The following is a 25,321-nucleotide window of genomic DNA, read 5'->3' on the forward strand; positions in this document are numbered from 1 at the left end:
GGCCCCCCATACCCGCGCCCCACCCCCCCCACACCCAACCGGTCCCCCCCCTCTCGGGTTTTATTTAGTCCGGCGCCCGGTGCCCTCGGGCACCGGCCGCCTTCTCTTGTGTACCTAGCTACCCACTGCCTACCTCGGCGCTATTCCGCCGCCGCGATCAGCTCACGGCACTTCTTCACGTCCTCCGACATCTGCACGAGCAGCGCGTCCAGGGAGTCGAACTTCGCCTGGCCGCGCACGAACTCCAGGAAGTCGACGGCGACGTGCAGACCGTACAGATCGAGGCCCACCCGGTCGATGGCGTACGCCTCCACCGTCCGCTCCGTGCCGTCGAACTGCGGGTTCGTGCCGACGGAGATCGCGGCCGGCATCGCCTCGCCGTCCGCGTGCAGCCAGCCCGCGTACACACCGTCGGCCGGAATCGCGGTGTGCGGCAGCGTCTCGACGTTGGCCGTGGGGAAGCCGAGTTCGCGGCCTCGCTGGGCTCCCCGGACCACGACGCCCTCCACCCGGTGCGGGCGGCCGAGGATCTCGCGCGCGCCACCGAGGTCGCCCTCGCCGACGAGGCGCCGGGTGAGCGTGGACGAGAACGGCTCGCCGCCGCCCGCCTCGCCCGACACGAACAGGTCGACGACCTCGACCTCGAAGTCGTAGGTGCGGCCGAGTTCCGCCAGGAACTCCACGTTGCCGGCGGCCTTGTGACCGAACCGGAAGTTCGGGCCCTCGACGACCGCCCGGGCGTGCAGCTTGTCGACCAGGACCTTGACGACGAAGTCGGCCGGGGAGAGCTTCGAGAACTCCTTGGTGAACGGGAGGATCAGTACGGCGTCGACACCCAACTCGGCCATCAGTTCGGCGCGACGGTGGTGCGGGGCCAGCAGCGGCGGGTGGCTGCCGGGGCGCAGGACCTCGCTGGGGTGCGGGTCGAAGGTGACGACGACCGAGGGAATGCCCAGCTCACGAGCGCGGTCCACCGCGTGCCGGACGATCAGCTGGTGTCCGCGGTGGACTCCGTCGTAGGAGCCGATGGTGACGACGCTGCGTCCCCAGGCCTCGGGGATGTCCTCCAAGCCACGCCAGCGCTGCACTGTGACCGCTCCTCGTCGAACCCGTGTCCGTGTCTGCCTCTTACTCAGGCCTTCTCACGCAGGCCTTCTCACGCAGGTCTAAGGGTGCCATGCCGAGCGCGCCCCGCCCGCATCGGCATGGAGGCTGTGACAGGGCGCACGCGACCGATTGTCGACTGTCGCCTCGAATGTCGCCCCGGAGCGGGCCTCGGAACGTGGTCCGGAGCATGATCCGGGCGGAAACCAGGGGAAAATCAGGCGGGAACCAGGCGGGAATCAGGCATGACTGTGCGCGGACCAGGCGGGGGCCCGGACACCCGCCAGGTTCTCGATCATGCGGCGGGTGCTGGGGCCGACCACCGCCGCCCATTCCCCCGGGGTCTCGGTCAGCCAGCCCGCCACCAGCACCGCGAACCCGGGTACGCGTCTGCTCAGCTCGACCAGGAGGCAGTCGAAACGCGTCGCGCCGTCCGGTGTGCGGACGAGCAGCAGCCCGCAGCGGTGCACCAGCCCGCGGGTGCGCGCCTCGCCATGGCGGTGCGCGCCCTCCACGGTCGCCCTGAGCAGCGCGGTCAGGACGGTGGGGTCGTGCTCCTTGGCGAGGAGGGCTTCGAGGAGTTCATGCCGCAGGGGGTGTGAGGCGGGCGTCCCGGGCGCGGCGAGCACGGTCGCCAGGGCCGCGCGCACCGATGCGGGGCCGCCGTCGAGGAGACAGGTGATGAGGGGCAGGAGTACGGGCCGGACCGCGGGACCCCGGCCCAGGCGCCGGTCGACGTACTCGGCCATGTGCCCGGCGGTCTCCGGCCGACGGCCCACCACCTCCCCCACGAGGGCGGCGACCCGGCGGGCCAGGGCCGGGGTCGTCAGGTCGGCAAGGGTGTGCAGGGCGTCGTCGGCCGTCGGCCCGAGCAGCCTGGTCCGGAACGCGTCGAGGACCGGTTCCGGGTGGGTCGCGAGAGCCGCGCCCAGGGCGCTCGGCGGGAGATGCGGGTCACCGGACGTGAAGTGCCGCAACGCCTGCGGGAGATGACGGTCGCGGGTGTGTGGATCACGGACGAGGAGCGCGAGCGCACCGCCGTGCAGGGTGCAGTCTGCCGGGCGGGCGAGCAGCGCGAGGGCCGCGTAGCGCAGGAGGTCGCGGTCGGCCTCGGTGCGCGCATGAGGTGCGGCGCGCGGTGCGTACGCCATCGCCGCGACCCGCCGGGCCGGCCGCTCGTCGTGCGCCCATCGGTCCACGGCCCGACAGAGGGCGGACGGCTCCTCCTCGGCGAGCACGGCGAGGAGTTCGTCCCCGCGCCGGTGCCCGCTGTCGACGAGCACCTCGGTCAGATCGTCCAGGGCCCGGTGGCGGTGGGTGTGCAGCAGCGCCTGTGCCGCGGTCGCCACGGTCGCGTCCGGCATCGCGGGCAGCGGACGGTCGTCGTCGAACCAGCACGCGAGAAGCGGCTGCACGGCGGTGGGGTCGGCGGCGAGCAGGTCGGCCACGGCGTCCAGGTAGCGGGGCCGGTCGGACCGGTCCGGAGGGTCGTCGCCGGCGACCAGCCGGCGCAGGAGGTCGACACGGGTGGCTTCGGGGAGCGGGAGGGCGGTCCAGAAGGAGGGACCCCACTCCGGAGGCACCGGCCGGTTCTGTCGGCGGCAGCTCACGATGTGGTCGGCGAGGAGACGCAGGACATGGGTGTACGGGGTCGCGTCGGGGACCTGGCGGAGTACGTCGGTCAGGAGATGGATGGCCCACCAGGTGGAGGCCGTGGCGCGGGGCGCGGACCCGGGGTTCAGTGCCTGCACCAACTCCCGCAGCCGGTGCGCCAGTTCGGGGGCGCCGTGCTGGCGGGCGAGCAGCAGCATCGCCTGGACGACCGGCCCGATGCGGTGGTGCGGTACGGGGACGGGAGCCGTGTCCCTGTCCTTGCCGTTGTCCGGGCGGCGCCGGTGGACCAGGGCGTGCAGTGCCTCGTCCAGGTCCAGGTGCGTGCCCTGGATCCAGTCGGCGAGTTCCTCGTGGGCGAAGCGGTAGCCGGTGCCCGCGGGGACGAGGAGTCCCTCGGTGAGGACGGCGGAGGCCCAGCCCGTGCCGCCGCCCAGGCGGGCCGGGGCGGGGCCCCAGGGGAACACGGACTCGAAGGACGCGCGGTCCAACTCGCCCTGACCGGGGCCCAGGCTGCGCCGGGCGGCCTCGTGGACCTGGCCGGACACCCTGGCGGCGAGTCGGCGTACCGACGTGCCACGCAGGCCGTTCTCGACGGCGAGGCGGACGGCGATGCGCAGGCACATCAGGTCGAGGTAGGCGGTGAAGACGGTGTGGCGGTCGAGCCGGGGGGTGCGGGCGTCGGGGGCTTCGGGAAGTGCGGGCAGGGCGGCGCGGACTTCGGAGAGGAGACGGAGGGTGAGGGGGTGGCGGGCGTCCTGGGGCGTCAGGGCGGACGGAGGGATGGCGTAGCGGACTTGGGCCTGCCGTGCCTCGGCTTCGGTGAGGTCGGTGAGGAGGAGGTGGTGCGGAGGATGGGGCTGGGGGTGGGACTCGGGCTGGGGGTGGGACGGGGACTCGGGTTGGGGTGCGCGTTCGGATGCGCCCGCCGTCTGCTCCCAGTACTCCGGGCGGCAGGCCATCACCAGGCGGGCGTTCGTCTCGTGGAGCCAGGTCTGCGTCGCCCTTGTCCAGTCCTTGGCGCGGTGGGCCAGGAGCGGCGGCATCTCCTCCGGGCCGTCGAGGAGGAGCAGAAGGGGGCGGCCGGTCCGGTGGGCGAGGCGGGCCAGGCGTTCCGGGGTGATGTCGCCCAGGTCGGTGCCGTACGCACCCGACGCGGCCACGATCCGGGCCGCGCGGTCCAGTGCGCGGCGGGCCGCGTCCGCCACCGACGTGTCGTCGTCGCGCAGGTCGGCGCCGCGCAGCCACAGGGTGGGCGCCGGTTCCGTGTCCTGGTGGCGGCGGGCGGCGAGGGCCGCGAGTTCCGTCGTACGGCCGCTGCCCGGGGCCCCGACCAGGCCGAGGAGGACGGCCGGGGTCGCGCGTTCGACGGTGAACGCCTTCAACTCGCGGGCCAGTTCCGCCCGTTCGACCGGCTCGACCGCTCCCGCGTCCACACCGGCCGACGTACGCCCCATGAAGCCCGCCAGCGCGCCCGGCGGTCCGTCCGAGCCCACCGAGGTGGCCGTGAGTTCCAGGACGCCGGCGAGATTCAGGTCGGCGCCGTAGGCGGGCACCGTCGCCGCGTTGCGGGCGAGGAGGTCGGTGAGCGGGCCGAGGCCGCCCGGCTGCCGGTCGCGCAGCGGGAGGGCGAAACCGGCCGCCCGATGTCCGGCCGGTTCTCCCGGCGCCGCCGTGGGCTGCGGTGACAGGGCGGTGCCCAGGACGCCCAGCACCGCTCCCGTCGTACGGTCGAGCACCGGTCCCCCGGCCGCGCCGCCGCCCAGTCGCAGTGCGTCACTACCCGCAGTGCCGATGGCCAACTCGAGGGCGTCGGAGAGGAGATGGAAGCGGTCCGTTGCCGTGTACCTGACGTCCGTGGTGCCGAGCACGCGCGCCTCGCGCCAGCCGCCCGCCATGATCCGTACATACGTGCCGGTCGCGACCCGGTCCCTTACGGAGACGGGGAGCGGGTCCACCCGCAGGCCCTCGGTGTGTACGAGGGCCAGGCCGAGCGCCGGAAGAGGGGTGACCGCGTCCGCCGTCGACACCGCGCACGTACGGTCTGCGGCGCTGTGCAGGACCAGCCGGGCCAGGCCGTCGACCGCCTCGTGGCTGGTGATCAGCGTGCCGTGGTGGTCGGCGACGAAGCCCATGCCGCGTGGGCGTCCGGCCAGGTCACACACCCGGACGAGCGAATCGTCGGCAGCCTCCGCGGCCGCTTCGCCGTCCCGCTCCTTGGGCGCACCGGCCGACGGCCGACGGCCGCCCCCGGCGCGCGGGCCCCGTCCCGTCATCGTCGACCTCCCCGCCGAACACGCGAGCCTGCGTACGCACGCGTCTACGTCGACGGTAGGCAATCGATGATCAGCAGGACAGGGCGTGCGGCGAACGCGCCCCCTTCCGCCCCCTCAGTTCACTCCGAGCGCCTGCCCGGACGGGTGAATGAATCCTGAGGGGTGGATACACCTCTGGGTGGGGGAACCGAGGGGGAACCGTGGAGCGGCGGGAACGTGTCCCCGTGATCGCCGCTCCACGGCGCGGCAGCGGCAGGCTCAGACGAAGACCGCGAGGCTCTTCGCCTTGCCCTTCTCCTCCTCCACCAGGGCGAGGAACCGCCCGGCGGGATCGAACACGGCGACGGCGCCCGCGCCCGCGTACTCCTCGGGCATCTCCAGCCGTACACCGTTCGTCAGCAGGCGTGCCCGACGCTCGTCCACGTTCCAGCGCGGGAACGCGGCCGTGGCTGCCTCGCCGATCGGCATCACCGTCAGCTCCTGCTGCAACTGGTCGAGCGTCCGCGCCCCGTCCAGCTTGTACGGGCCGACCCGCGTCCGGCGCAGCGCGGTGAGGTGACCGCCGACCCCGAGATCGGCGCCCAGGTCCCGGGCCAGGGCGCGGATGTACGTGCCCGAGGAGCACACCACCGACACGACCAGGTCGAGTACGGGGGTCCCGTCGGCCGCGACCGCCTCCCGGACGTCGTACACCGCGAAGGACGAGACGGTGACCGGGCGGGCCGGGATCTCGAAGTCCTCGCCCTCACGGGCCCGTTTGTAGGAGCGCACGCCGTCGATCTTGATGGCGCTGACCTTGGACGGCACCTGCATGATGCGGCCGGTCAGCTTGGCGACGCCGGCGTCGATGCCCTCGCGGGTGACCGCGGAGGCGTCGGTGGAGGAGGTGATCTCCCCCTCGGCGTCGTCGGTGAGCGTGTTCTGGCCGAGGCGGACGGTGCCCAGGTACTCCTTCTCTGTCAGCGCCAGATGGCCGAGCAGCTTGGTCGCCCGCTCCACCCCGAGGACGAGCACGCCCGTGGCCATGGGGTCGAGGGTGCCGGCGTGTCCGACGCGGCGGGTCCTGGCGATCCCGCGCATCTTGGCGACGACGTCGTGCGAAGTGAAGCCCGACGGCTTGTCGACAATGACAAGACCGTCGGGCGTCCTGGTGTTCTTCTGCGTCATTCGGCGGTGTCGTCCTCGTCGTCCGGCTTCTTGTACGGGTCCGCGTCACCGGCGAACGCGGCGCCCGCGGACGCCTGGCGCACCTGTGCGTCGGAGGCACGGGCCTTGTCGAGGAGGTCCTCGATGTTCTTGGCCGTGTCCGGGAGGGCGTCCGCGACGAAGGTCAGGGTCGGCGTGAACTTCACACCCGCGGCCTGGCCGACCGCGGAGCGCAGAACGCCCTTGGCGCTCTCCAGACCGGCGGCCGCGGCTGCCCGCTCCTCCTCGCCCCCGTACACCGTGTAGAAGACGGTCGCCTCCCGGAGGTCCCCGGTGACCCGGGTGTCCGTGATGGTGACCTGGGTGCCGAGCCGCGGGTCCTTGATCCCGCGCAGCAGCTTCTGGGCCACCACCTCTCGGATGAGGTCAGCCAACCTCTTCGCCCGCGCGTTGTCGGCCACTGGTCCGTCTCCCGTTCTTTCTGTTCTGCGTTTTCGGTCGTTCGTCCGTGCTGGGCACCGGCGCTAGTCGTCCTCGCCGTGGAGGCGCCGTCGTACGGACAGCAGTTCCACTTCGGGGCGGGCGGCGACCAGTCGCTCGCACTGGTCCAGCACATCGGTGATGTGCTCCGTGTCCCCTGCCACCACCGCCAGGCCGATGCCGGCTCTGCGGTGCAGGTCCAGGTGCTCGACCTCGGCCGCGCTCACCGCGTACTTGCGCTGCAGTTCGGCGACGATCGGGCGGACGACGGAGCGCTTCTCCTTCAGCGAGCGTACGTCGCCGAGCAGGAGGTCGAAGGACAGAGTCCCCACGTACATGTGTGTATCCGGATGACCCGCCGGTGCGGGATCGATGGCCCCGCCGACGGTGTGGGCGGGGACATCGAGAACGGTACAGCGTGTGGGCCGGTGGCTCGACGGGATTGTTCCTCGCCCCCGCCGCCCCTACCCGTCCCATCCCTGGGGGCTGCGCCCCCAGACCCCCCTTTCGCGCTGAAAGCGCTCGTCCTCAAACGCCGGACGGGCTGAAAATCAGCCCCTCCGGCGTTTGAGGACAAGGTTCGTTCAGCCCCAGCCGGCCGACGGGGACCTCTCCCTGTCGGCCAGCTACCGCTTAGCCGCGCGGCTTCTCGCGCATCTCGTAGGTCGCGATGACGTCGTCGACCTTGATGTCGTTGAAGTTGCCGAGGTTGATACCGCCCTCGAACCCTTCGCGGATCTCGGTGACGTCGTCCTTGAAGCGACGCAGACCGGAGATGGTGAGGCTCTCCGCGATGACCTTGCCATCGCGCAGCAACCGCGCCTTGGTGTTGCGCTTGACCTCGCCGGAGCGGACCAGCACACCGGCGATGTTGCCCAGCTTGGACGAGCGGAAGACCTCGCGGATCTCCGCCGTACCGAGCTCGACCTCTTCGTACTCCGGCTTGAGCATGCCCTTGAGGGCCGCCTCGATCTCCTCGATGGCCTGGTAGATCACCGAGTAGTAGCGGACGTCGACGCCCTCGCGCTCCGCCATCTGCGCCGCGCGGCCCGCAGCGCGGACGTTGAAGCCGATGACGATGGCGTCGGAGCCGGTCGCCAGGTCGATGTCCGACTCGGTGACCGCACCCACACCGCGGTGCAGGACGCGGATGTCGACCTCGTCGCCGACGTCGAGCTGGAGCAGCGAGGACTCGAGAGCCTCCACCGAACCGGACGCGTCGCCCTTGATGATGAGGTTGAGTTCCTGCACCAGACCGGCCTTGAGGGCCTCGTCCAGGTTCTCCAGGGAGAACCGGACACCCCGGCGGGCGAAGTTGGCGTTGCGCTCGCGCGCCGCCCGCTTCTCTGCGATCTGACGCGCCGTACGGTCCTCGTCGACGACCAGGAAGTTGTCGCCGGCGCCCGGGACGTTGGTGAGACCCAACACCAGGACGGGGGTCGACGGGGTCGCTTCCTCGACGTTGTTGCCGTTGTCGTCGAGCATGGCCCGGACTCGGCCGTACGCGTCGCCGACCACCATCGTGTCGCCGATGCGCAGCGTGCCGCGCTGGACCAGGACCGTCGAGACGGCACCGCGGCCACGGTCGAGGTGGGACTCGATCGCGATGCCCTGCGCGTCCTGCTCCGGGTTGGCCCGCAGGTCGAGCGAGGCGTCCGCGGTGAGGACCACGGCCTCCAGTAGGGCGTCGATGTTGAGGCCCTGCTTGGCGGAGATGTCGACGAACATCGTGTCGCCGCCGTACTCCTCGGCCACCAGACCGAACTCGGTGAGCTGACCGCGCACCTTGGTCGGGTCGGCGCCCTCGACGTCGATCTTGTTGACCGCGACCACGATCGGCACGTCGGCCGCCTTGGCGTGGTTCAGCGCCTCGATCGTCTGTGGCATCACACCGTCGTTGGCCGCCACCACGAGGATCGCGATGTCGGTCGACTTGGCACCACGGGCACGCATGGCGGTGAACGCCTCGTGACCCGGGGTGTCGATGAAGGTGATCTTGCGCTCTTCGTCGTTGACCTGGGTCGTGACCTGGTACGCACCGATGTGCTGGGTGATACCGCCGGCCTCGCCCGCGACGACGTTCGTCTTGCGGATGGTGTCGAGGAGGCGGGTCTTACCGTGGTCGACGTGACCCATGACGGTCACGACCGGCGGACGCGCGACGAGGAACTCCTCGCCACCCTCGTCCTCGCCGAACTCGATGTCGAAGGACTCGAGCAGCTCGCGGTCCTCCTCCTCCGGGCTGACGATCTCGAGGACGAAGTTCATCTCGTCCGCGAGGAGCCTCAGCGTCTCGTCGGAGACGGACTGCGTGGCGGTGACCATCTCGCCGAGGTTCATCATCACGCCGACGAGCGACGCCGGGTTGGCGCCGATCTTCTCGGCGAAGTCGGTCAGGGAAGCACCACGCGACAGGCGGACGGACTGTCCGTTGCCGCGAGGCAGCATGACGCCGCCGACCGACGGGGCCTGCATGGCCTCGTACTCCTGGCGCCTCTGCCGCTTCGACTTGCGACCACGACGCGCGGGACCACCGGGACGACCGAAGGCGCCCTGCGTGCCACCACGGCCACCCGGACCACCGGGACGACCGCCGAAGCCGGGACGACCGCCGCCGCCACCGCCGGGACCACCGGGACGGCCGGCGAAGCCGCCGCCACCGCCACCACCGGGACCGGCCGGACGACCGGCGAAGCCGCCACCGCCGCCACCGGGACGACCGGCGAAGCCGCCGCCGCCACCGGGACGACCGCCGCCACCGCCGGGACCGCCCGGACGACCGCCGCCGCCACCGGGACCGCGGCCACCGGGGCCACCACCGGGACGGGGGCTGCCGGCAGCGGGACGCTGCGGCATCATGCCGGGGTTGGGACGGTTACCGCCGGGGCCGCCACCGGGACGCGGAGCGCCACCGGGACCACCCTGCGGACGGGGCATGCCGCCCGGGGTCGGACGGGCGCCGCCCGGACCCTGGGGACGGGGAGCACCCTGGCCGCCGCCCGCACCCTGCGGACGCGGACCGCCGGCGCTGGGAGCGCCACCGGGGCCACCCTGGCCGCCGGGACGCGGGGCGCCCTGCGGACGGGGCGACTGGGGACGCGCCATGCCGGTGGAACCACCGGACGTGAAGGGGTTGTTGCCCGGACGCGGACCCGCGGGACGGGCACCGCCGGGACGCGGGGCGGCCTGGCCACCCGGACGCGGGGCGCCCGGACGCTCGGCACGGCCCTGGCCGCGGTCCTGACCCTGGCCCTGGCCCTGGCCGGGACCCGAGGGACGGGCACCGGGACGCGGGGCGCCGGGACGGGCACCGCTGCTGGGACGCGGGGCCTGTGCGGCGGCCGGAGTGACCGGGGCCGACGGCGGAGCGGTGAACTCCGGCGTGGTCGGCGCCGCGGGGGCCGGCCTCGGCGCGGGCCGGGGACCCGGCGTCGGACGCGAGCCCTGAGGGGCAGGCGTGACGGGGGTGACCGGCGCGCTCGGTGCGGCGGGCGCCGCCGGGCGCTCGGCCGCGGCGGGCTTGGGGGCCGGCGGCCGCGGGGCAGCCGGACGGGCCGACTGCGCCGGGGAGGGCGCGCCGGGCTTGGGGGCAGGCTTGCGCGGGGCGCCGGGCTTGGCGCTGCTGCCACCCTGGAAGGCGTCTGTCAACTTGCGTACTACGGGCGCCTCGATCGTCGAGGATGCCGATCGGACGAATTCACCGAGTTCCTGGAGCTTGGCCATGACAGCCTTGCTCTCCACCCCGAACTCCTTGGCGAGTTCGTATACCCGGACCTTAGCCACTTCGCTCCTTTTAGGTCCGGGTTGCGGCCGGACCGTCGCTACTTCATGGGCGTACTCATCGCGTGCTCATCGAGTGCTCATCGCAATCTCGACCTACTTCCAACTCGCGGGGGTACCAGAGCCGCACGGGGTTCCGCGCGACGCGTCCTACGGTGTTGCCTGCTCGACGTACTGGCGCAACGCCACGGTGTCGAGCACTCCCTGGGCACGCAGTGCCCGTGGGAACGCCCGGCGGCGTACCGCCAGGTCGAGACAGACCACGGCGGGGTGCACGTACGCACCCCGGCCGGGCAGCGTACCGCGATGATCAGGGACACATTCGCCCTCGACCGCCACGATGCGCAGCAGATCCTTCTTGGCCGCTCGCTCCCGACACCCCACACAGGTGCGTTCAGGGCATACGCGGGCACGCGTCCGGCCAGACACTCCTAAGTCTACCTCCCCGCAGCGACCTCACCCATTTGAGGCAAGAATCGAACGGTTGTTGTCGTGATCTCAGCCACCTGCGGCTTGGATCTATTCCCCCGCTAGTCCCGGGACCGTCCGCCAGGCCTCTCGGCAGCCCTCTCATCAGCCCTTTCGGGCTGCCTGTCGGACTGCTGATCGGACGGCTGCTCGGTGTCCGGACGGATGTCGATCCGCCAGCCGGTGAGCCTGGCCGCGAGCCGGGCGTTCTGGCCTTCCTTGCCGATCGCCAGCGACAGCTGGTAGTCGGGGACCGTCACGCGCGCGGAGCGGGCCGCGAGGTCGACGACCTCCACCTTGTTGACCCGGGCGGGTGACAGCGCGTTCGCCACCATGTCGGCCGGGTCGTCCGACCAGTCGACGATGTCGATCTTCTCGCCGTTCAGTTCCGCCATGACGCTGCGCACCCGGCTGCCCATGGGACCGATGCAGGCCCCCTTGGCGTTCAGGCCGCTGCGCGTCGACCGTACGGCGATCTTCGTGCGGTGACCGGCCTCACGCGCGATGGCCGTGATCTCCACGGAACCGTCGGCGATCTCGGGCACCTCCAGCGCGAAGAGCTTCTTCACGAGGTTGGGGTGCGTGCGCGAGAGGGTGACGGACGGACCGCGCACGCCCTTCGCCACTCGTACGACGTACGACCGCAGCCGCAGCCCGTGCTGGTAGGTCTCGCCGGGGACCTGCTCCTGCACCGGCAGGATGGCCTCCAGCTTGCCGATGTCGACCAGCACGTTCTTCGGGTCGCGGCCCTGCTGGACGACACCGGTGACGATGTCGCCCTCGCGGCCCGCGTACTCGCCGAGCGTCGCGTCGTCCTCGGCGTCGCGCAGGCGTTGCAGGATGACCTGCTTGGCGGTGGTGGCGGCGATCCGGCCGAAGTCCGACGGAGTGTCGTCGAACTCGCGTGCCTCCTGCCCCTCCTCCAGCTCCTGGGGGTCCTCCTTCGCCCACACGGTCACATGACCGGTCTCCCGGTCGAGCTTCACGCGCGCGTGGCGGCGGCTTCCCTCGGTGCGGTGGTAGGCGATGAGGAGGGCCGACTCGATCGCTTCGACCAGCAGGTCGAAGGAGATCTCCTTCTCCCGCACCAAGCCCCGCAGGGCACTCATGTCGATGTCCACGGCTACGCCTCCTCCTCTTCCGTCATGTCTTCCTGCTTGCCCTTGCGGTTGAACTCGACCTGGACGCGGGCCTTGTCGATGTCGTCGAAGGCGAGCCTGCGGGCGGTGGCCTTGCGGCCCTTCACGCCCGGTACCTCGAGGTCCACGCCCGCGTCGTCCACGGTCAGGATCCTGGCGACCACTTCGCCGCCGCCCTCGGTGAGCTGGAACCTCACCAGCCGGTCCACGGCACGTACGTAGTGCCGGTGCTCGGTGAGCGCGCGCTCGGCGCCGGGGGTGCCGACCTCCAGGGTGTACTCCCCCGCGCCCATCGCGTCGGTCTCGTCGAGCTTCGCCGAGAGCGCACGGCTCACATCGGCGACCGCGTCCAGATCGGCACCGTCGTCGGAATCGACGACGACCCTCAGCACTCTCTTGCGCCCGACGGACTCCACTGCGATCTCTTCGAGATCGAGACCCTGCGAGCTGACGAGCGGCTCCAGGAGCTCTCGAAGCCTCTCGCTCTGGGTGGTGCTCATCCGGGTGACTCCTCGGCCGCGTGTGCTGTTGTGGGTAGGTCGTGTGTCAGGTCAAAGGGTATCCGGTCCCGGAGGGTGTTGCCGTCCACGGGAACACCGGCCCTCGCCCGGCTGCGCCGGTGGCGGGTGGCGGGTCGGGGCGCGGGTACGGTGATCACGGGCGTGCCGCCCATCCCTGGTGTTCCGTTCGTACGAGCCCTGCGAGGACGTCTGCCGTGCCGTTCCCCCCGCCGTCGCACACTCCGCCGGGAACCCCTCCTGGTCCGCGCCGAAGGACCCTGCTCGCCTCGGCCGCGGGCGCCGCCCTCCTCGTGGGCTGCTCCGCCGAGCCCGACACGGACGCCACGAGCGCCGGCAGTCCGTCGGTCGCCGAACGCACACGCGCGCGTGCGGCTCAGGACAGCGCGGGTCTCGTACGGCAGTACGACACGGCGATCGCCGCGTTCCCGGTGCTGGCGGAGCGGCTGTCGGAGCTGCGGGCGGAGGTCGTGCGCCACGCGGAGGTGCTCGGGGGCGCCAGGCAGACGCAGACGCCCACGCCCTCGCCGGTGTCGCCGTCCGCGTCGCCCACGGCTGCCGCTTCGGCTTCGGCTTCCGCTGCTGCGGCTCCGACTAGCGAGCGGGACGCTCTCGCCGGGCTCGCCGCCGCCGAACGGACGCTTGTGGACCGGCGTATGAAGGCGCTGCTCGATGTGCCCGGGGAGCTGGCGCGGCTGCTGGCCTCGGTCGCGGCTGCCGGGGCCGCGCATGTGTATCTGCTGACGGAGGGCGTGAAGTGAGCGGGGCTGGTTTTCAGGGGGCGGAGAAGACACGGAAGGCGGAGGAGGACGCCGGTGAACTGACCGCGCTCCAGGCCGCCTTGGGCGCCGAGCACGCGGCGGTGTACGGGTACGGGGTTGTCGGCGGGCTGATCGGCGAGGACCGCCGGGGCGAGGCACGGGCCGCGTACGACGCCCATCGGGCCCGGCGCGACGAGCTGGCGCGCGCGGTGCGGGCCCTCGGGGGTACGCCGGTCGCGGCGGCCGCCGGGTACGCGCTGCCGTTTGCCGTGTCGGACTCCGACGCCGCCGTCCGTCTCGCCGCCGAGCTCGAGGAGCGGGTCGCCGGGGTGTACTCCGACCTGGTCCGGGCGACCGGGGGCGAGCGGCGCCGGACGGGTGCCGAGGGGCTGCGGGAGGCCGCGGTGCGGGCGGTGCGCTGGCGGGGTGGGAGCGTACCCTTCCCTGGTCTCGCCGAGCGGGCCGGCGCCGCGTCGGCACCGGGCACGGCGTCGGCGACACCCACGGCGTAGCCCGTACCGCGTACCGCGCACCGGAAGGAACGACTCGCGCATGGCTTTCGAACCGCCGCCCCGTCTGGTGAGGGCGCTCGGCGAGACGGTACCGGACGGTGACGACTGGCTGGCGCGGCTGCCCGTGGTGGCCCAACAGGCCGTGGATCTACGCGTGTTGAGCGTGGAGCGGGTGCAGGTTCCGGGCGGTCGCAGCAGTCTGGTCGTACTGGTGCGACGGGCTGACGGCACGCCCGCCGTCCTGAAGCTCGCGCCGCGCCGGGCCCGGCCGGAGAGCGAGCGGGCGGCGCTCGCGCACTGGGGTGGGGCGGGCGCGGTGCAGTTGCTGGAGTCGTCCGCCGGTTCCGCCGGTTCCGCCGGTGGTACCGGTTCCGCCGACGAGGGTGTGCTGCTGCTCGAACGGCTGCATCCGGATGTGTCGGTGCGGTCGCTGCCCGAGGCGAAGGCGCTGCTCGAGGCGGCGGGGGCACTGCGGCGGCTGTGGGTGGAGCCTCCGGCGGGCTCGGCGGCGGTGTTCGAGACGGTGGCCGCGCGGACCGGGCGGCAGGCCGAGGCGATGTCGGCGAGTGCGGGTGTGGACGCGCAGGTGGAGTCACTGGTCGGGGCTGCGCTGGCCGCGCGCGCGGAGTTGCTGGTGGCGCCGCCCGAGGCGCGGTTGCTGCATGGGACGTTCCGACAGAGCAAGGTGCTGGCGGCGGAGCGGGTGCCGTGGCTGGCGGTGGGACCGGATCCGGTGGTCGGGGAGTGCGCGTTCGATTTGGCGCGGCTGGTGCGGGACCGGGTGGAGGATCTGATCGCGTCGCCGTCGGGGGCGGCGATCACTCGGCGGCGGGTGAGGCGGCTGGCGGAGTCGCTGGATGTGGATCAGGAGCGGTTGCGGGGGTGGACGTTGTTCCGGGCGGTGGAGTCGGGGGTGCGGGCGCTTCGGGTGGGGCGGGTGCGGGATGCGGAGTTGTTGTTGGAGTTTGCTGGGTGGCTTTGAGGAAGCGGGGCGGTTTCGGGTGCCGGTGGGTGGGGGGTTTCGCGCAGTTCCCCGCGCCCCTGAATCAGCCGGTGCGTACTCGGGTGCCGGTGGGTGGGGGGTTTCGCGCAGTTCCCCGCGCCCCTGAATCAGCCGGTGCGTACTCGGGTGCGGGGTGGTGGGGGCTTGGCGCGCAGTTCCCCGCGCCCCTGGGGGGCGGCTCCACCTGGGGTGGGACGTGGTCCCAGGCCGTGGGGGGACGGCCTGGGAGGTGGGGGGTCAGGTGGTGGTCAGGCGGGTGATTGCTTCCTCTACCGTCAGTTCCTCGCGTTCGCCCGTGCGGCGGTCCTTCAGTTCGAGGATGTTTTCGGCTGAACGGCGGCCTGCCACCAGGATCTTCGGTACGCCGATCAGTTCCGCGTCCGTGAACTTGACGCCCGGGGAGACGCCGGCGCGGTCGTCGACCAGGACGCGGGCGCCGGCCGCGGCCAGCTTGTCGGAGACCTCGAGGGCCAGTTCGGTCTGGAGGGCCTTGCCGGCGGCGACCACGTGGACGTCGGCCGGGGCGATCTCCTTGGGCCAGCACAGGCCCTGCTCGTCGGCGTGCTGCTCGGCGAGGGCCGCGACCGCGCGGGAGACGCCGATGCCGTACGACCCCATGGTCACGCGGACGGGCTTGCCCTGCTGGCCGAGGACGTCGAGGCTGAGGGCGTCGGCGTACTTGCGGCCGAGCTGGAAGATGTGGCCGATCTCGATGGCACGGTCCAGCTTGAGGCCGGTGCCGCAGACCGGGCAGGGGTCGCCTTCCTGGACCACGACGGAGTCGATGTACTCGTCGACCTCGAAGTCACGGCCGACGACGACGTTCTTCGCGTGCAGGCCGTCCTTGTTGGCGCCGGTGATCCACGCGGTGCCGGGCGCGACGCGCGGATCGGCGAAGTAGCGGACCTTCTCCAGGCCCTGCGGGCCCACGTAACCCCGTACGAGGTCGTCGCGGCCCGTGAAGTCCTCGGCGGTGACGAGTTCCACGGCGGCGGGCGCGAAGTGGGCCTCGACCTTGTCCAGGTCGACCTCACGGTCGCCGGGGACGCCGATCGCGACGATCTCGCCGTCCACCTTGATCAGGAGGTTCTTGAGCGTGGCGGAGGCGGCCACGTTCAGATACGCGGCGAGCGTCTCGATGGTCGGGGTCTCGGGGGTGGGGATCTCTTCGAGGGCGGGGACGGCCGAACCGTCGACCGGCTGGAGCGCGTACGTGATCGCCTCGGTGTTGGCGGCGTAGTCGCAGTTGGGGCAGTCGGCGAAGGTGTCCTCGCCCGCCGCGGCGGGGGCGAGGAACTCCTCGGACTTGGAGCCGCCCATCGCGCCGGCGGTGGCCGCGCAGATGCGGTAGTCGAGGCCGAGACGGGCGAAGATCTTCTGGTACGCCTCGCGGTGCAGGGCGTACGACTGGGCCAGCCCCTCGTCCTCCAGGTCGAAGGAGTAGGAGTCCTTCATCAGGAACTCGCGGCCGCGCAGGATGCCGGCGCGCGGGCGGGCCTCGTCGCGGTACTTGTTCTGGATCTGGTAGAGGATCACGGGCAGGTCCTTGTAGGACGAGCACTGGTCCTTGACCAGGAGGGTGAAGATCTCCTCGTGGGTGGGGCCGAGGAGGTAGTCGCCGCCCTTGCGGTCGTTGAGACGGAACAGCTCGGGGCCGTACTCCTGCCAGCGGCCGGTCGCCTCGTAGGGCTCCCTCGGCAGCAGGGCGGGCAGCGTGACCTCCTGGGCGCCGATGGCGTCCATCTCCTCGCGGACGACGCGCTCGACATTGGCCAGGACCTTCTTGCCGAGCGGCAGCCAGGACCACAGACCGGCGGCCGTACGGCGCACATAACCGGCCCTGACCAGCAGTTTGTGGCTGAGCACCTCGGCGTCGGCCGGGTCGTCACGCAGTGTCTTGACCATCAAACGGGACATGCGCTGGACCTGGGCCTGGGCCATGATTCTCGACTCCTGCTGCGTAAGGGTGATGGCAGGAGGTTAGCCGGGGGGTGCGGGGCGGTGGAAATCGGTTATCCGCGGGGACACCCCTCAGCGGCGGCGCAACGGCAGGGGGGCGCCCATCACGGCGTACGGCTTCGGGGCGCTGGGGAAGAGCACCTGGCGGGCCAGGTCCTCGTAGCCGAGGGAGTGGTAGAGGCCGCGGGCCGGGCTGTCGGTGTCGATCGCGGAGAGGATCGAGCGCGGTTCGGCCGCGCCGTCGGTGATGGTGGTGATGAGGGCGCGGCCGACGCCGATGTTCTGGTAGGTCGGGTGAACGTGCAGTTCGGTGATCACGAAGGAGTCGTCGAGCCAGGCGTCGTGGCCCTGCCTGCGCAGATAGGGCTCGACGACGGTGGACCACCAGTGCGTGCGGTCGTTGGGCATGCCGTAGACGAACCCGGCGAGCCGTCCCTCGGGGGTGGTCGCGCCGAGCGCGCGGGCACCGGGATAGGTCATGTGCCGCAGAACGATCTGCCGGCGTACGGCGACCTCGTCGGCGCCGAGTCCGAACGCCACCGCCTGGACGGCCAGCGCCTCGTCGACCCGGGCGGCGAGGTCGAGGGGGCCTACGACCACGTCGTGGCGGTGGGGGTGACGGTGGCCCTGACCGGGGAAGCGCGGCATGTCGGGAGACTACAGGGGGTGCGGAGGCCGTTCGGCGGGGGCGGGCGGATGTGGCTGAGCCTCGCCCCCGGGGTCGCACGACCAACGGCCGCCGTTTCAGAACAGGACGCTCATGAACGCGCCGACCTCCTGGAAGCCCACCTTCAGATACGTCCGGCGGGCAGGGGTGTTGAAGTCGTTCACATACAGGCTGACCACCGGGGCCACGTCCGCGAGGGCGTAGCGCAGTACGGCGGCCATGCCGGGGGCCGCGAGGCCCATGCCCCGGTACTCGGGGGCCACCCAGACGCCCTGGATCTGGCAGGCCTGCGAGGTCGCGGCGCCGATCTCGGCCTTGAAGGCGACCCTGCCGTGCTCGTCGAGGCGGGCGAAGGAGCGGCCGGAGCCGACCAGTTCGGCGACCCTGGCCTGATAGAGGAGGCCGCCGTCACCGGCGAGTGGCGAGATTCCGACCTCCTCGGTGAACATCGCCACGCACGCCGGCATGATCGTCTCCATCTCGTCCTTGCGGATACGGCGGACGTACGGATCCGGGGCGACGAGGGCCGGGTCGGGGAGCCGGTCGGTGACCATCAGGGGCTGGTGGCGGCGGACTTCGCGGGCGGGGCCCCAGCTCGGTTCGAGCAGCCGCCACAGCTGGGTGGTGGCTTCGGCGGGGCCGACGATGGAGGAGCAGCGGCGGCCGGCTCGCCTGGCGCGGTCGGCGAAGGCGCGTACGGCTCGGGGGGTGGCGCAGATCGGGACGAGGTTGGCGCCCGCGTAGCAGAGGCTCGTGAGCATGCCGTCCTCGTACCAGCCCCACATCTCGCCGCCGAGGCGCCAGGGGTCGAGGCCGGCTACCTGGACACGGGAGGTCACGAAGGCGTTCGCGACCGGCTCGCGGCCGAGGACGGCGAGTGCGGCGTCCAGGTCGCCGGGTTCGAGCACCCGGGAGGTGGTCTGCGTCAACACGTGCGGGGCCTCACCAATGCGGTCTGCTAGATCTCCGCACTGTACCTGCGGAAGCTGGGCGGCGTCGTGCTGTGGGTGATGCCGCTTGCTTGTGCGTGACCGTTGGCTTGGGTGGCCGGCCCTGAACGGGCCTTGTCCTCAATCGCCGGACGGGCTGGTTGGTCAGCTCCTCCGGCGTTTGAGAAGCGGGGGTTCGATCAGCCCGCCACGGCCACCGAAGGTTCGCCGGAAGCGATTCCGTCCGCCTCCATCTGTTCGGCGATCTTCAGGGCCTCCTCGATCAGGGTCTCCACGATCTTCGACTCGGGGACGGTCTTGATGACCTCGCCCTTCACGAAGATCTGGCCCTTGCCGTTGCCGGAGGCGACGCCGAGGTCCGCCTCCCGCGCCTCGCCGGGGCCGTTCACCACGCAGCCCATGACCGCGACGCGCAGCGGGACCTCCATGCCCTCGAGGCCCGCCGTGACCTCCTCGGCAAGCTTGTAGACGTCGACCTGGGCTCGGCCGCAGGAGGGGCAGGAGACGATCTCCAGGCCGCGCTGGCGGAGGTTCAGCGACTCCAGGATCTGGTTGCCGACCTTGATCTCCTCGACCGGCGGCGCGGACAGCGAGACGCGGATCGTGTCGCCGATGCCCTCGCTGAGGAGCGCGCCGAAGGCGACCGCCGACTTGATGGTGCCCTGGAAGGCGGGACCGGCCTCGGTGACTCCCAGGTGGAGCGGGTAGTCGCAGGCCTCCGCGAGCTGCCGGTAGGCGTTGACCATGATCACCGGGTCGTTGTGCTTGACCGAGATCTTGATGTCCCGGAAGTCGTGCTCCTCGAACAGCGACGCCTCCCACAGCGCCGACTCGACGAGCGCCTCGGGGGTTGCCCTGCCGTACTTCTGGAGCAGCCGCTTGTCGAGCGAACCGGCGTTGACGCCGATGCGGATCGGCGTGCCGTGGTCCTTGGCAGCGCGCGCGATCTCCTTGACCTGGTCGTCGAACTGCTTGATGTTGCCGGGGTTCACGCGCACGGCGGCGCAGCCGGCCTCGATCGCGGCGAACACGTACTTCGGCTGGAAGTGGATGTCCGCGATCACGGGGATCTGCGACTTGCGCGCGATGGTCGCGAGCGCGTCCGCGTCGTCCTGAGTGGGGCACGCGACGCGGACGATCTGGCAGCCGGACGCGGTGAGTTCGGCGATCTGCTGGAGCGTGGCGCCGATGTCCGACGTACGCGTCGTCGTCATCGACTGCACCGACACCGGGGCGTCGCCGCCCACGGCCACCGAACCGACCTGGATCTGTCGGCTCTTGCGGCGTTCGGCGAGCTTCGTCGGAACGGACGGCATGCCGAGAGAAATCGCAGTCATCTGCTGTGCAACCCCAAGTTGTGGTTCAAGGTCCGGTCCCGGGAAACAGCGGGCTCCAGGCTTCGAGATTACGGCACGTGCCCAGGCCCGGGCACATCCCGCACGTAAACCCACTCATTGGGGATAGCAATGGGGACAGCAATGGGAACGGCCGGGCGCGGTGAGGTTCTCCCACCGTGCCCGGCCGTCGCTGTCGCCACAGTGAACGTCAGAGCGAACATCACTGCGAACGTCTCCGTGACCGCCGTATGTCTACGAGATGCGCACCGGGTTGACCACGTCCGCCACCAGGACCAGGAGCGTGAAGCAGATGAAGATTCCCGCCACCACATAGGCGACCGGCATCAGCTTCGCCACGTCGAACGGGCCCGGGTCCGGGCGCTTGAGCACCTTCGCCGTGTTCCGGCGCAGCGACTCCCACAGGGCGCCCGCGACATGGCCGCCGTCGAGGGGCAGCAGCGGGAGCATGTTGAAGAGGAACAGGGACAGGTTGAAGCCCGCCACCAGCATCAACGCCATCGCCAGTTGCTGGGTGGGCGGGATGTCCAGGGTGAAGATCTCGCCGCCCACGCGGGCCGCGCCGACCACGCCCATCGGGGAGTCCGGCGCGCGTTCGCCGCCGTCGAAGGCCGCGTTCCACAGGGCGGGGATCTTGCCGGGCAGGCTCGCGATGGAGTCGACGGCCTCGCCCATCCGGTCGCCCATCCAGGTCAGCGAGTCGCCGAAGTCCTGGCGGACGATGCCGGTGGCCGCGCTGAAGCCGAGGAAGCCGGCCGTGACGTACTTGCCCTGGACGATCTGGCCGCTGGAGTCCTTCTTCGCGACCTGGTTCGTGGCGATCTTCGCGTGGAGGGTGACCTCCTCGCCCTTGCGGTCGACGACGATCGCCACCTCCTTGCCGGGGTTGGCGCGGATCTCGTCCGACAGCTTGTTCCAGGTGTCGACCTGGACCCCGCCGAAGGAGAGGATCTTGTCCCCCGCCTTGAGGCCGGCCGCCGCGGCCGGGGAGGCAGCGTCGGTCTTGCGGCAGTCGTCGCGGCCCTCGCTCTGGGCGATGACGCACTGGGAGACCGAGCTGACGCTGGTGGTCTGCTGCGAGACGCCGAAGCCCATGAGGACGGTCAGGAACAGGCCCACCGCGAGGATCAGGTTCATGAACGGGCCCGCGAACATCACGATGACGCGTTTCCACGGCTTGCGCGTGTAGAACAGGCGCTTCTCGTCACCCGGCAGCAGTTCCTCGTAGGACTGGGCGCGCGCGTCCTCGATCATGCCGCGCCAGGGGGAGGTCGAGCGGGCCTCTATGCGGCCGTCCGCGCCCGGCGGGAACATGCCGATCATGCGGATGTAGCCGCCGAACGGGATCGCCTTGATGCCGTACTCGGTCTCGCCCTTCTGGCGGGACCAGATCGTCGGGCCGAAGCCGACCATGTACTGCGGTACGCGGATGCCGAACAGCTTCGCCGTGGACAGATGCCCCAGCTCGTGCCAGGCGATCGACACCAGCAGGCCGATCACGAAGACGACTATGCCGAGGATCATCATCAGTGCCGTCATGCACGGGCCTCCGCCGCTTGCTGTGCGTTCGCTTGCTGTGCGCTCGCTTGCTGGGTCATCTCTCGCTGTGTCTTCGTCCGCTGTGTCAGTTCCCGGGTCCTCGTCCGTGCCCAGGTCTCCGCCTCAAGGACGTCCGCCACGGTCAGGGAAGTTCCCGTACGGGGTGTGCCGTGCTCCTCGACGACCCTGGTCACGGTCTCCATGATTCCGTTGAAGGGCAGTGCGCCGCCGCGGAACGCCTCCACGCACTCCTCGTTCGCCGCATTGAACACCGCGGGGGCCGTGCCCGCGAGCTGCCCGACGTGCCGGGCGAGGCCGACCGCCGGGAAGGCCTCCGTGTCCAGCGGGAAGAACTCCCACGTCGACGCCTTGCTCCAGTCGAAGGTGGGGGCCGCGTCGGGAACCCGCTCCGGCCAGCCCAGGCCGATGGCGATGGGGCCGCGCATGTCGGGGGGCGTGGCCTGCGCCAGTGTCGATCCGTCCGTGAACTCAACCATCGAGTGGACATACGACTGCGGGTGCACGACCACCTCAATGCGGTCGAAGGGAATGTCGTAGAGAAGGTGTGCCTCGATCACCTCCAGGCCCTTGTTGACGAGCGTCGCGGAGTTGATCGTGATCACCGGGCCCATCGCCCAGGTGGGGTGCGCGAGCGCGTCCGCCACCGTCACATCGGCCAGCTGCGCCTTCGTACGGCCGCGGAAGGGGCCGCCGGACGCCGTGACGACGAGCTTGCGCACATCGGCGCGGGTGCCGGCCGCCAGCGCCTGAAACAGGGCCGCGTGCTCGGAGTCGACCGGGATGATCTGGCCGGGTTTCGCGAGCGCCTTGACCAGCGGGCCGCCGACGATGAGCGACTCCTTGTTGGCGAGCGCGAGAGTGCGGCCGGCCTCCAGGGCGGCGAGGGTGGGGGCGAGGCCGATCGATCCGGTGATGCCGTTCAGCACCGTGTGGCAGGCGGTGGCGGCGAGGTGGGTGGCCGCGTCCGGTCCGGCGAGGATCTCGGGGAGCGGCTGCCCGGCGCCGTACCGCGCGGTCAGCGCCTCGCGCAGGGCCGGTACGGCGTCCTCCCGGGCCACGGCGACCGTGCGTACGCGCAGCTGGTGCGCCTGTTCGGCGAGGAGCTCGATCCGACCGCCCGCGGCGGAGAGCCCGGTGACCCGGAAGCGGTCCGGGTTGCGCAGCACGAGGTCGATGGCCTGGGTGCCGATCGACCCGGTGGAACCGAGGATCACCACGTCCCTGGAGCCGCCTTCGGCGACGGGGTCGAAGACGAGGTGCGGGTCTGCGAGTGGGGCTGGACTGTCGGTCATCCCTCCATTGTGGCCGTAGCCACCGACAGTGAGGACAGGGCGTCCCTCGGGTGAGTGGCTATAAGGGGAACTCACACATAGATCATGTGATAACACTTCTGTCCTGGTCGGCGTATGCCCGGCCAGTCGTGGACGAAATCCTGGGGGGATCTCGATGCGCATTCGACGCGCTGCCCTGCCCGCACTCGCGGGCGCCGTGGCCCTGACCGGCGCGGTTCTGAGCACTCCGGCCGAGGCGGCCGGCGGTGTGGTCATCCGGCACGTGTGGTTCGACAGTCCGGGTTCGGACACCGGCTCCAACGCCTCCCTCAACGGGGAGTGGGTGGAGATCAAGAACACCGGCTCGGCGGCGATATCGCTCAAGGGCTGGATCCTGAAGGACGTCGCCAACCACAAGTACACCTTCGCCAATCTGAAGATCGGCGCGGGCAAGACGATGAAGATCCACACCGGCCAGGGCAGGGACACCACGGTGTCCAAGTTCCAGAACCGGCGCGCGTACGTCTGGAACAACACCAGCGACACGGCGATCCTGACCAGAGCGAACGGGGCGAAGGTCGACGACTGCAAGTGGTCGACGAGGGACCCCAGCGACAAGTGGTGTTAGCTCCGCTGGATGGGCGGTGCATTGCCCGCGGGTAGGTGGGGGCTTGTCGCGCAGTTCCCCGCGCCCCTTTGAGGGGCGCGGGGCCCGTGTCAGCGGATGGGGCGGTGGACGTTTTCGTGGTGGGTCGGGCCGGGGGTGGCGTCCGCGATCCAGGGGCCCTCGCCCGAGAGGTCGACCACACCCTCCTCCAGCCAGGTGTACGTACCGGCGAGGACGCCCTTGACCACCGTGCGGTCGACGTCGTCGGTGTTGTTCCACAGCCGGCCGAAGAGTTCCTCGACGCGGACGCGGGCCTGGCGGCAGAAGACGTCGGCCAGTTGGTAGGCCTCGCGGCCGTTCTGGCCCTGGGTGCGCAGGAGTTCGGCGCGTACGCAGGCCGCGCTCATCGCGAACAGTTCGGCGCCGATGTCAACGATTCGGCCGAGGAAGCCCTGCTTGGTCTCCATCCGGCCCTGCCAGCGCGACATGGCGTAGAAGGTGGAACGGGCCAGCTTGCGGGCGCTGCGCTCGACGTACCGCAGATGCGGCGAGAGGTCGACCTCGTGCTTGAACTCGCTGTAGGAGTTCGGCAGTTGACCCGCGCCGGTGACCAGCTTCGGCAGCCACTTGGCGTAGAACACCCCGGCGTTCGCGCCCGCCCTCGCCTTGTCCGAGAGGGACTTGTCGGGGTCGATGAGGTCGCCGGCGACCGTCAGATGGGCGTCGACCGCCTCGCGGGCGATCAGCAGGTGCATGATCTCCGTCGAGCCCTCGAAGATGCGGTTGATCCTCAGGTCGCGCAGCATCTGCTCGGCGGGGACCGCCCGTTCGCCTCGGGCGGCGAGCGACTCGGCGGTCTCGAAGCCGCGTCCGCCGCGGATCTGGACGAGTTCGTCGGCCATCAGCCAGGCCATCTCGGAGCCGTACAGCTTGGCGAGGGCGGCCTCGATGCGGATGTCGTTGCGGTTCTCGTCGGCCATCTGGGAGGACAGGTCCAGGACGGCCTCCAGGGCGAAGGTGGTGGCCGCGATGAAGCTGATCTTCGAGCCGACCGCCTCGTGCAGCGCGACCGGCCTGCCCCACTGCTCCCGTACGCCCGACCACTCCCGGGCGATCTTCAGGCACCACTTCCCGGCGCCCACGCACATCGCGGGCAGTGACAGGCGGCCCGTGTTCAGGGTGGTCAGGGCGATCTTGAGGCCGGCGCCCTCGGGGCCGATCCGGTTGGCGGCCGGGACGCGCACCTGGTGGAGGCGGGTGACGCCGTTCTCCAGGCCGCGCAGGCCCATGAAGGCGTTGCGGTGTTCGACGGTGACGCCCTCGGAGGCGGTCTCGACGACGAACGCGGTGATCCCGCCCTTGTGGCCCTCGGACTTCGGTACCCGGGCCATGACGACGAGGAGGTCGGCGACGACTCCGTTGGTCGTCCAGAGCTTGACCCCGTCGAGGACGTAGTCGTCGCCGTCCGGTACCGCGGTGGTGGCGAGGCGGGCCGGGTCGGAACCGACGTCCGGTTCCGTCAGCAGGAACGCGGAGATGTCGGTGCGGGCGCAGCGCGGGAGGAACTCGTCCTTCTGTTCCTGGGTGCCGAAGATTTTCAGCGGCTGCGGTACGCCGATCGACTGATGGGCGGAGAGCAGCGCGCCGAGCGCCGGGTTCGCGGAGCCGACCAGGGCGAGCGCCTTGTTGTAGTACACCTGGGTGAGGCCGAGGCCGCCGTACTTGGTGTCGATCTTCATGCCGAGGGCGCCGAGCTCCTTGAGCCCGTTGATCACCTCGTCCGGGATCCGGGCCTCGCGCTCGATGCGGGCCGCGTCGATCTGCGTCTCGCAGAAGTCGCGCAGCCTGGTGAGGAACGCCTCGCCGCGCTGTGCGTCCTCGGTGGGCGGCAGCGGGTGCGGGTGGATGAGGTCGAGCCGGAAACGGCCCAGGAACAGTTCCTTGGCGAAGCTGGGCTTTCGCCAGCCCTGTTCCCGGGCGGCCTCCGCGACCTGGCGGGCCTCCCGCTCGGTGACGGTGGGCCTGGCGTGGGGACCGGCGGGGGGTTTGCCCGCGGGGTCGACGGTGGGTTTGACTGGGCTTGCGGACATGAGGCACACCTCGCCGCGAATCGGGATCTTGAGGACCATGCGTTACTGATCAGTGCTACTCGAT

The 25,321-nt window shown here is 71.1% G+C and carries 20 protein-coding genes; 4 read left to right on the plus strand and 16 right to left on the minus strand.

Going from position 1 to position 25,321, the window contains the following annotated elements:
• Positions 1 to 140: 140 nt before the first annotated feature.
• From ABZ855_RS27015 to rimP, 9 genes are all read right to left on the minus strand, one after another.
• Positions 141 to 1,088 (minus strand): bifunctional riboflavin kinase/FAD synthetase, encoded by a 948-nt coding sequence (locus ABZ855_RS27015; RefSeq protein WP_360811066.1) that lies wholly within the window; start codon positions 1,086 to 1,088, stop codon positions 141 to 143.
• Positions 1,089 to 1,343: 255 nt separating this feature from the next.
• Positions 1,344 to 4,991: a trypsin-like peptidase domain-containing protein gene (locus ABZ855_RS27020; protein WP_360811068.1), complete on the minus strand. Its 3,648-nt coding sequence runs from the start codon at positions 4,989 to 4,991 to the stop codon at positions 1,344 to 1,346.
• Between the two features lie 258 nt (positions 4,992 to 5,249).
• Positions 5,250 to 6,158: a tRNA pseudouridine(55) synthase TruB gene (gene truB / locus ABZ855_RS27025; RefSeq protein ID WP_360811070.1), complete on the minus strand. Its 909-nt coding sequence runs from the start codon at positions 6,156 to 6,158 to the stop codon at positions 5,250 to 5,252.
• A complete protein-coding gene (gene rbfA, locus ABZ855_RS27030; RefSeq protein ID WP_319214048.1) occupies positions 6,155 to 6,598 on the minus strand; it encodes a 30S ribosome-binding factor RbfA in 444 nt (147 codons plus the stop codon). Before rbfA ends, truB begins: the two co-directional genes overlap by 4 nt.
• Before the next feature lie 63 nt (positions 6,599 to 6,661).
• The gene (locus ABZ855_RS27035) at positions 6,662 to 6,955 is read right to left on the minus strand and encodes a DUF503 domain-containing protein (RefSeq protein WP_360811072.1); all 294 of its coding nucleotides are present in this window, start codon (positions 6,953 to 6,955) and stop codon (positions 6,662 to 6,664) included.
• A gap of 295 nt (positions 6,956 to 7,250) precedes the next feature.
• Complete coding sequence (gene infB / locus ABZ855_RS27040; RefSeq protein WP_360811074.1) at positions 7,251 to 10,400, minus strand: translation initiation factor IF-2; 3,150 nt, start codon at positions 10,398 to 10,400, stop codon at positions 7,251 to 7,253.
• A gap of 147 nt (positions 10,401 to 10,547) precedes the next feature.
• The gene (locus ABZ855_RS27045) at positions 10,548 to 10,826 is read right to left on the minus strand and encodes a YlxR family protein (protein WP_360811076.1); all 279 of its coding nucleotides are present in this window, start codon (positions 10,824 to 10,826) and stop codon (positions 10,548 to 10,550) included.
• Positions 10,827 to 10,927: 101 nt separating this feature from the next.
• On the minus strand, positions 10,928 to 11,986 hold the full coding sequence (nusA, locus tag ABZ855_RS27050; RefSeq protein WP_360811078.1) for a transcription termination factor NusA: 1,059 nt from the start codon (positions 11,984 to 11,986) through the stop codon (positions 10,928 to 10,930).
• A gap of 2 nt (positions 11,987 to 11,988) precedes the next feature.
• Positions 11,989 to 12,504 (minus strand): ribosome maturation factor RimP, encoded by a 516-nt coding sequence (rimP, locus tag ABZ855_RS27055; RefSeq protein WP_360811080.1) that lies wholly within the window; start codon positions 12,502 to 12,504, stop codon positions 11,989 to 11,991.
• A 215-nt stretch (positions 12,505 to 12,719) separates the two neighbouring features.
• On the opposite strand from rimP, the gene ABZ855_RS27060 reads away from it, so the two are divergent.
• From ABZ855_RS27060 to ABZ855_RS27070, 3 genes are read left to right on the plus strand one after another with little or no spacing between them, the layout of a single operon-like run.
• Positions 12,720 to 13,283 carry a hypothetical protein gene (locus ABZ855_RS27060; RefSeq protein WP_360811081.1) on the plus strand — a complete coding sequence of 188 codons (564 nt, stop codon included), beginning with the start codon at positions 12,720 to 12,722 and terminating at the stop codon, positions 13,281 to 13,283.
• Positions 13,280 to 13,795: a ferritin-like domain-containing protein gene (locus ABZ855_RS27065; protein WP_360811083.1), complete on the plus strand. Its 516-nt coding sequence runs from the start codon at positions 13,280 to 13,282 to the stop codon at positions 13,793 to 13,795. The genes ABZ855_RS27060 and ABZ855_RS27065 overlap by 4 nt, the downstream gene beginning before the upstream one ends.
• A 40-nt stretch (positions 13,796 to 13,835) precedes the next feature.
• Entirely contained in the window at positions 13,836 to 14,777 is a 942-nt protein-coding gene (locus ABZ855_RS27070) for an aminoglycoside phosphotransferase family protein (protein ID WP_360811085.1), read from the plus strand.
• Between the two features lie 258 nt (positions 14,778 to 15,035).
• On the opposite strand, the gene ABZ855_RS27075 is transcribed toward ABZ855_RS27070, so the two are convergent.
• The 6 genes from ABZ855_RS27075 to dxr all read right to left on the minus strand — a co-directional run bounded on the left by ABZ855_RS27075 (position 15,036) and on the right by dxr (position 22,581).
• Positions 15,036 to 16,739, minus strand: a complete 1,704-nt coding sequence (locus ABZ855_RS27075) for a proline--tRNA ligase (protein ID WP_360811087.1) — start codon at positions 16,737 to 16,739, stop codon at positions 15,036 to 15,038.
• Between the two features lie 90 nt (positions 16,740 to 16,829).
• Positions 16,830 to 17,405, minus strand: a complete 576-nt coding sequence (locus ABZ855_RS27080) for a GNAT family N-acetyltransferase (protein WP_360811089.1) — start codon at positions 17,403 to 17,405, stop codon at positions 16,830 to 16,832.
• Between the two features lie 96 nt (positions 17,406 to 17,501).
• A complete protein-coding gene (locus ABZ855_RS27085; RefSeq protein WP_360811091.1) occupies positions 17,502 to 18,356 on the minus strand; it encodes a GNAT family N-acetyltransferase in 855 nt (284 codons plus the stop codon).
• Positions 18,357 to 18,553: 197 nt separating this feature from the next.
• On the minus strand, positions 18,554 to 19,711 hold the full coding sequence (gene ispG, locus ABZ855_RS27090; protein ID WP_360811093.1) for a flavodoxin-dependent (E)-4-hydroxy-3-methylbut-2-enyl-diphosphate synthase: 1,158 nt from the start codon (positions 19,709 to 19,711) through the stop codon (positions 18,554 to 18,556).
• A gap of 252 nt (positions 19,712 to 19,963) precedes the next feature.
• Entirely contained in the window at positions 19,964 to 21,256 is a 1,293-nt protein-coding gene (locus ABZ855_RS27095; protein ID WP_360811307.1) for a site-2 protease family protein, read from the minus strand.
• Between the two features lie 8 nt (positions 21,257 to 21,264).
• Positions 21,265 to 22,581: a 1-deoxy-D-xylulose-5-phosphate reductoisomerase gene (dxr, locus tag ABZ855_RS27100; RefSeq protein ID WP_360811095.1), complete on the minus strand. Its 1,317-nt coding sequence runs from the start codon at positions 22,579 to 22,581 to the stop codon at positions 21,265 to 21,267.
• 154 nt (positions 22,582 to 22,735) lie between these two features.
• On the opposite strand from dxr, the gene ABZ855_RS27105 reads away from it, so the two are divergent.
• Positions 22,736 to 23,188 (plus strand): lamin tail domain-containing protein, encoded by a 453-nt coding sequence (locus tag ABZ855_RS27105; RefSeq protein WP_319209909.1) that lies wholly within the window; start codon positions 22,736 to 22,738, stop codon positions 23,186 to 23,188.
• Positions 23,189 to 23,277: 89 nt separating this feature from the next.
• On the opposite strand, the gene ABZ855_RS27110 is transcribed toward ABZ855_RS27105, so the two are convergent.
• Positions 23,278 to 25,257 (minus strand): acyl-CoA dehydrogenase family protein, encoded by a 1,980-nt coding sequence (locus ABZ855_RS27110; protein ID WP_360811097.1) that lies wholly within the window; start codon positions 25,255 to 25,257, stop codon positions 23,278 to 23,280.
• Positions 25,258 to 25,321: the final 64 nt, after the last annotated feature.

This window comes from Streptomyces sp. NPDC047042, assembly GCF_040644035.1.
GTDB lineage: Bacteria > Actinomycetota > Actinomycetes > Streptomycetales > Streptomycetaceae > Streptomyces.

Excerpts from the sequence above, each read along its gene's own strand:
- truB (WP_360811070.1), bottom strand. The coding sequence starts at position 6,158 with ATGACGCAGAAGAACACCAGGACGCCCGACGGTCTTGTCATTGTCGAC.
- ABZ855_RS27070 (WP_360811085.1), top strand. The coding sequence starts at position 13,836 with ATGGCTTTCGAACCGCCGCCCCGTCTGGTGAGGGCGCTCGGCGAGACG.
- ispG (WP_360811093.1), bottom strand. The coding sequence starts at position 19,711 with ATGACTGCGATTTCTCTCGGCATGCCGTCCGTTCCGACGAAGCTCGCC.
- rimP (WP_360811080.1), bottom strand. The coding sequence starts at position 12,504 with ATGAGCACCACCCAGAGCGAGAGGCTTCGAGAGCTCCTGGAGCCGCTC.
- ABZ855_RS27095 (WP_360811307.1), bottom strand. The coding sequence starts at position 21,256 with ATGATGATCCTCGGCATAGTCGTCTTCGTGATCGGCCTGCTGGTGTCG.
- ABZ855_RS27110 (WP_360811097.1), bottom strand. The coding sequence starts at position 25,257 with ATGTCCGCAAGCCCAGTCAAACCCACCGTCGACCCCGCGGGCAAACCC.
- ABZ855_RS27075 (WP_360811087.1), bottom strand. The coding sequence starts at position 16,739 with ATGGCCCAGGCCCAGGTCCAGCGCATGTCCCGTTTGATGGTCAAGACA.
- ABZ855_RS27080 (WP_360811089.1), bottom strand. The coding sequence starts at position 17,405 with ATGCCGCGCTTCCCCGGTCAGGGCCACCGTCACCCCCACCGCCACGAC.
- ABZ855_RS27105 (WP_319209909.1), top strand. The coding sequence starts at position 22,736 with ATGCGCATTCGACGCGCTGCCCTGCCCGCACTCGCGGGCGCCGTGGCC.
- ABZ855_RS27020 (WP_360811068.1), bottom strand. The coding sequence starts at position 4,991 with ATGACGGGACGGGGCCCGCGCGCCGGGGGCGGCCGTCGGCCGTCGGCC.
- ABZ855_RS27035 (WP_360811072.1), bottom strand. The coding sequence starts at position 6,955 with ATGTACGTGGGGACTCTGTCCTTCGACCTCCTGCTCGGCGACGTACGC.
- dxr (WP_360811095.1), bottom strand. The coding sequence starts at position 22,581 with ATGACCGACAGTCCAGCCCCACTCGCAGACCCGCACCTCGTCTTCGAC.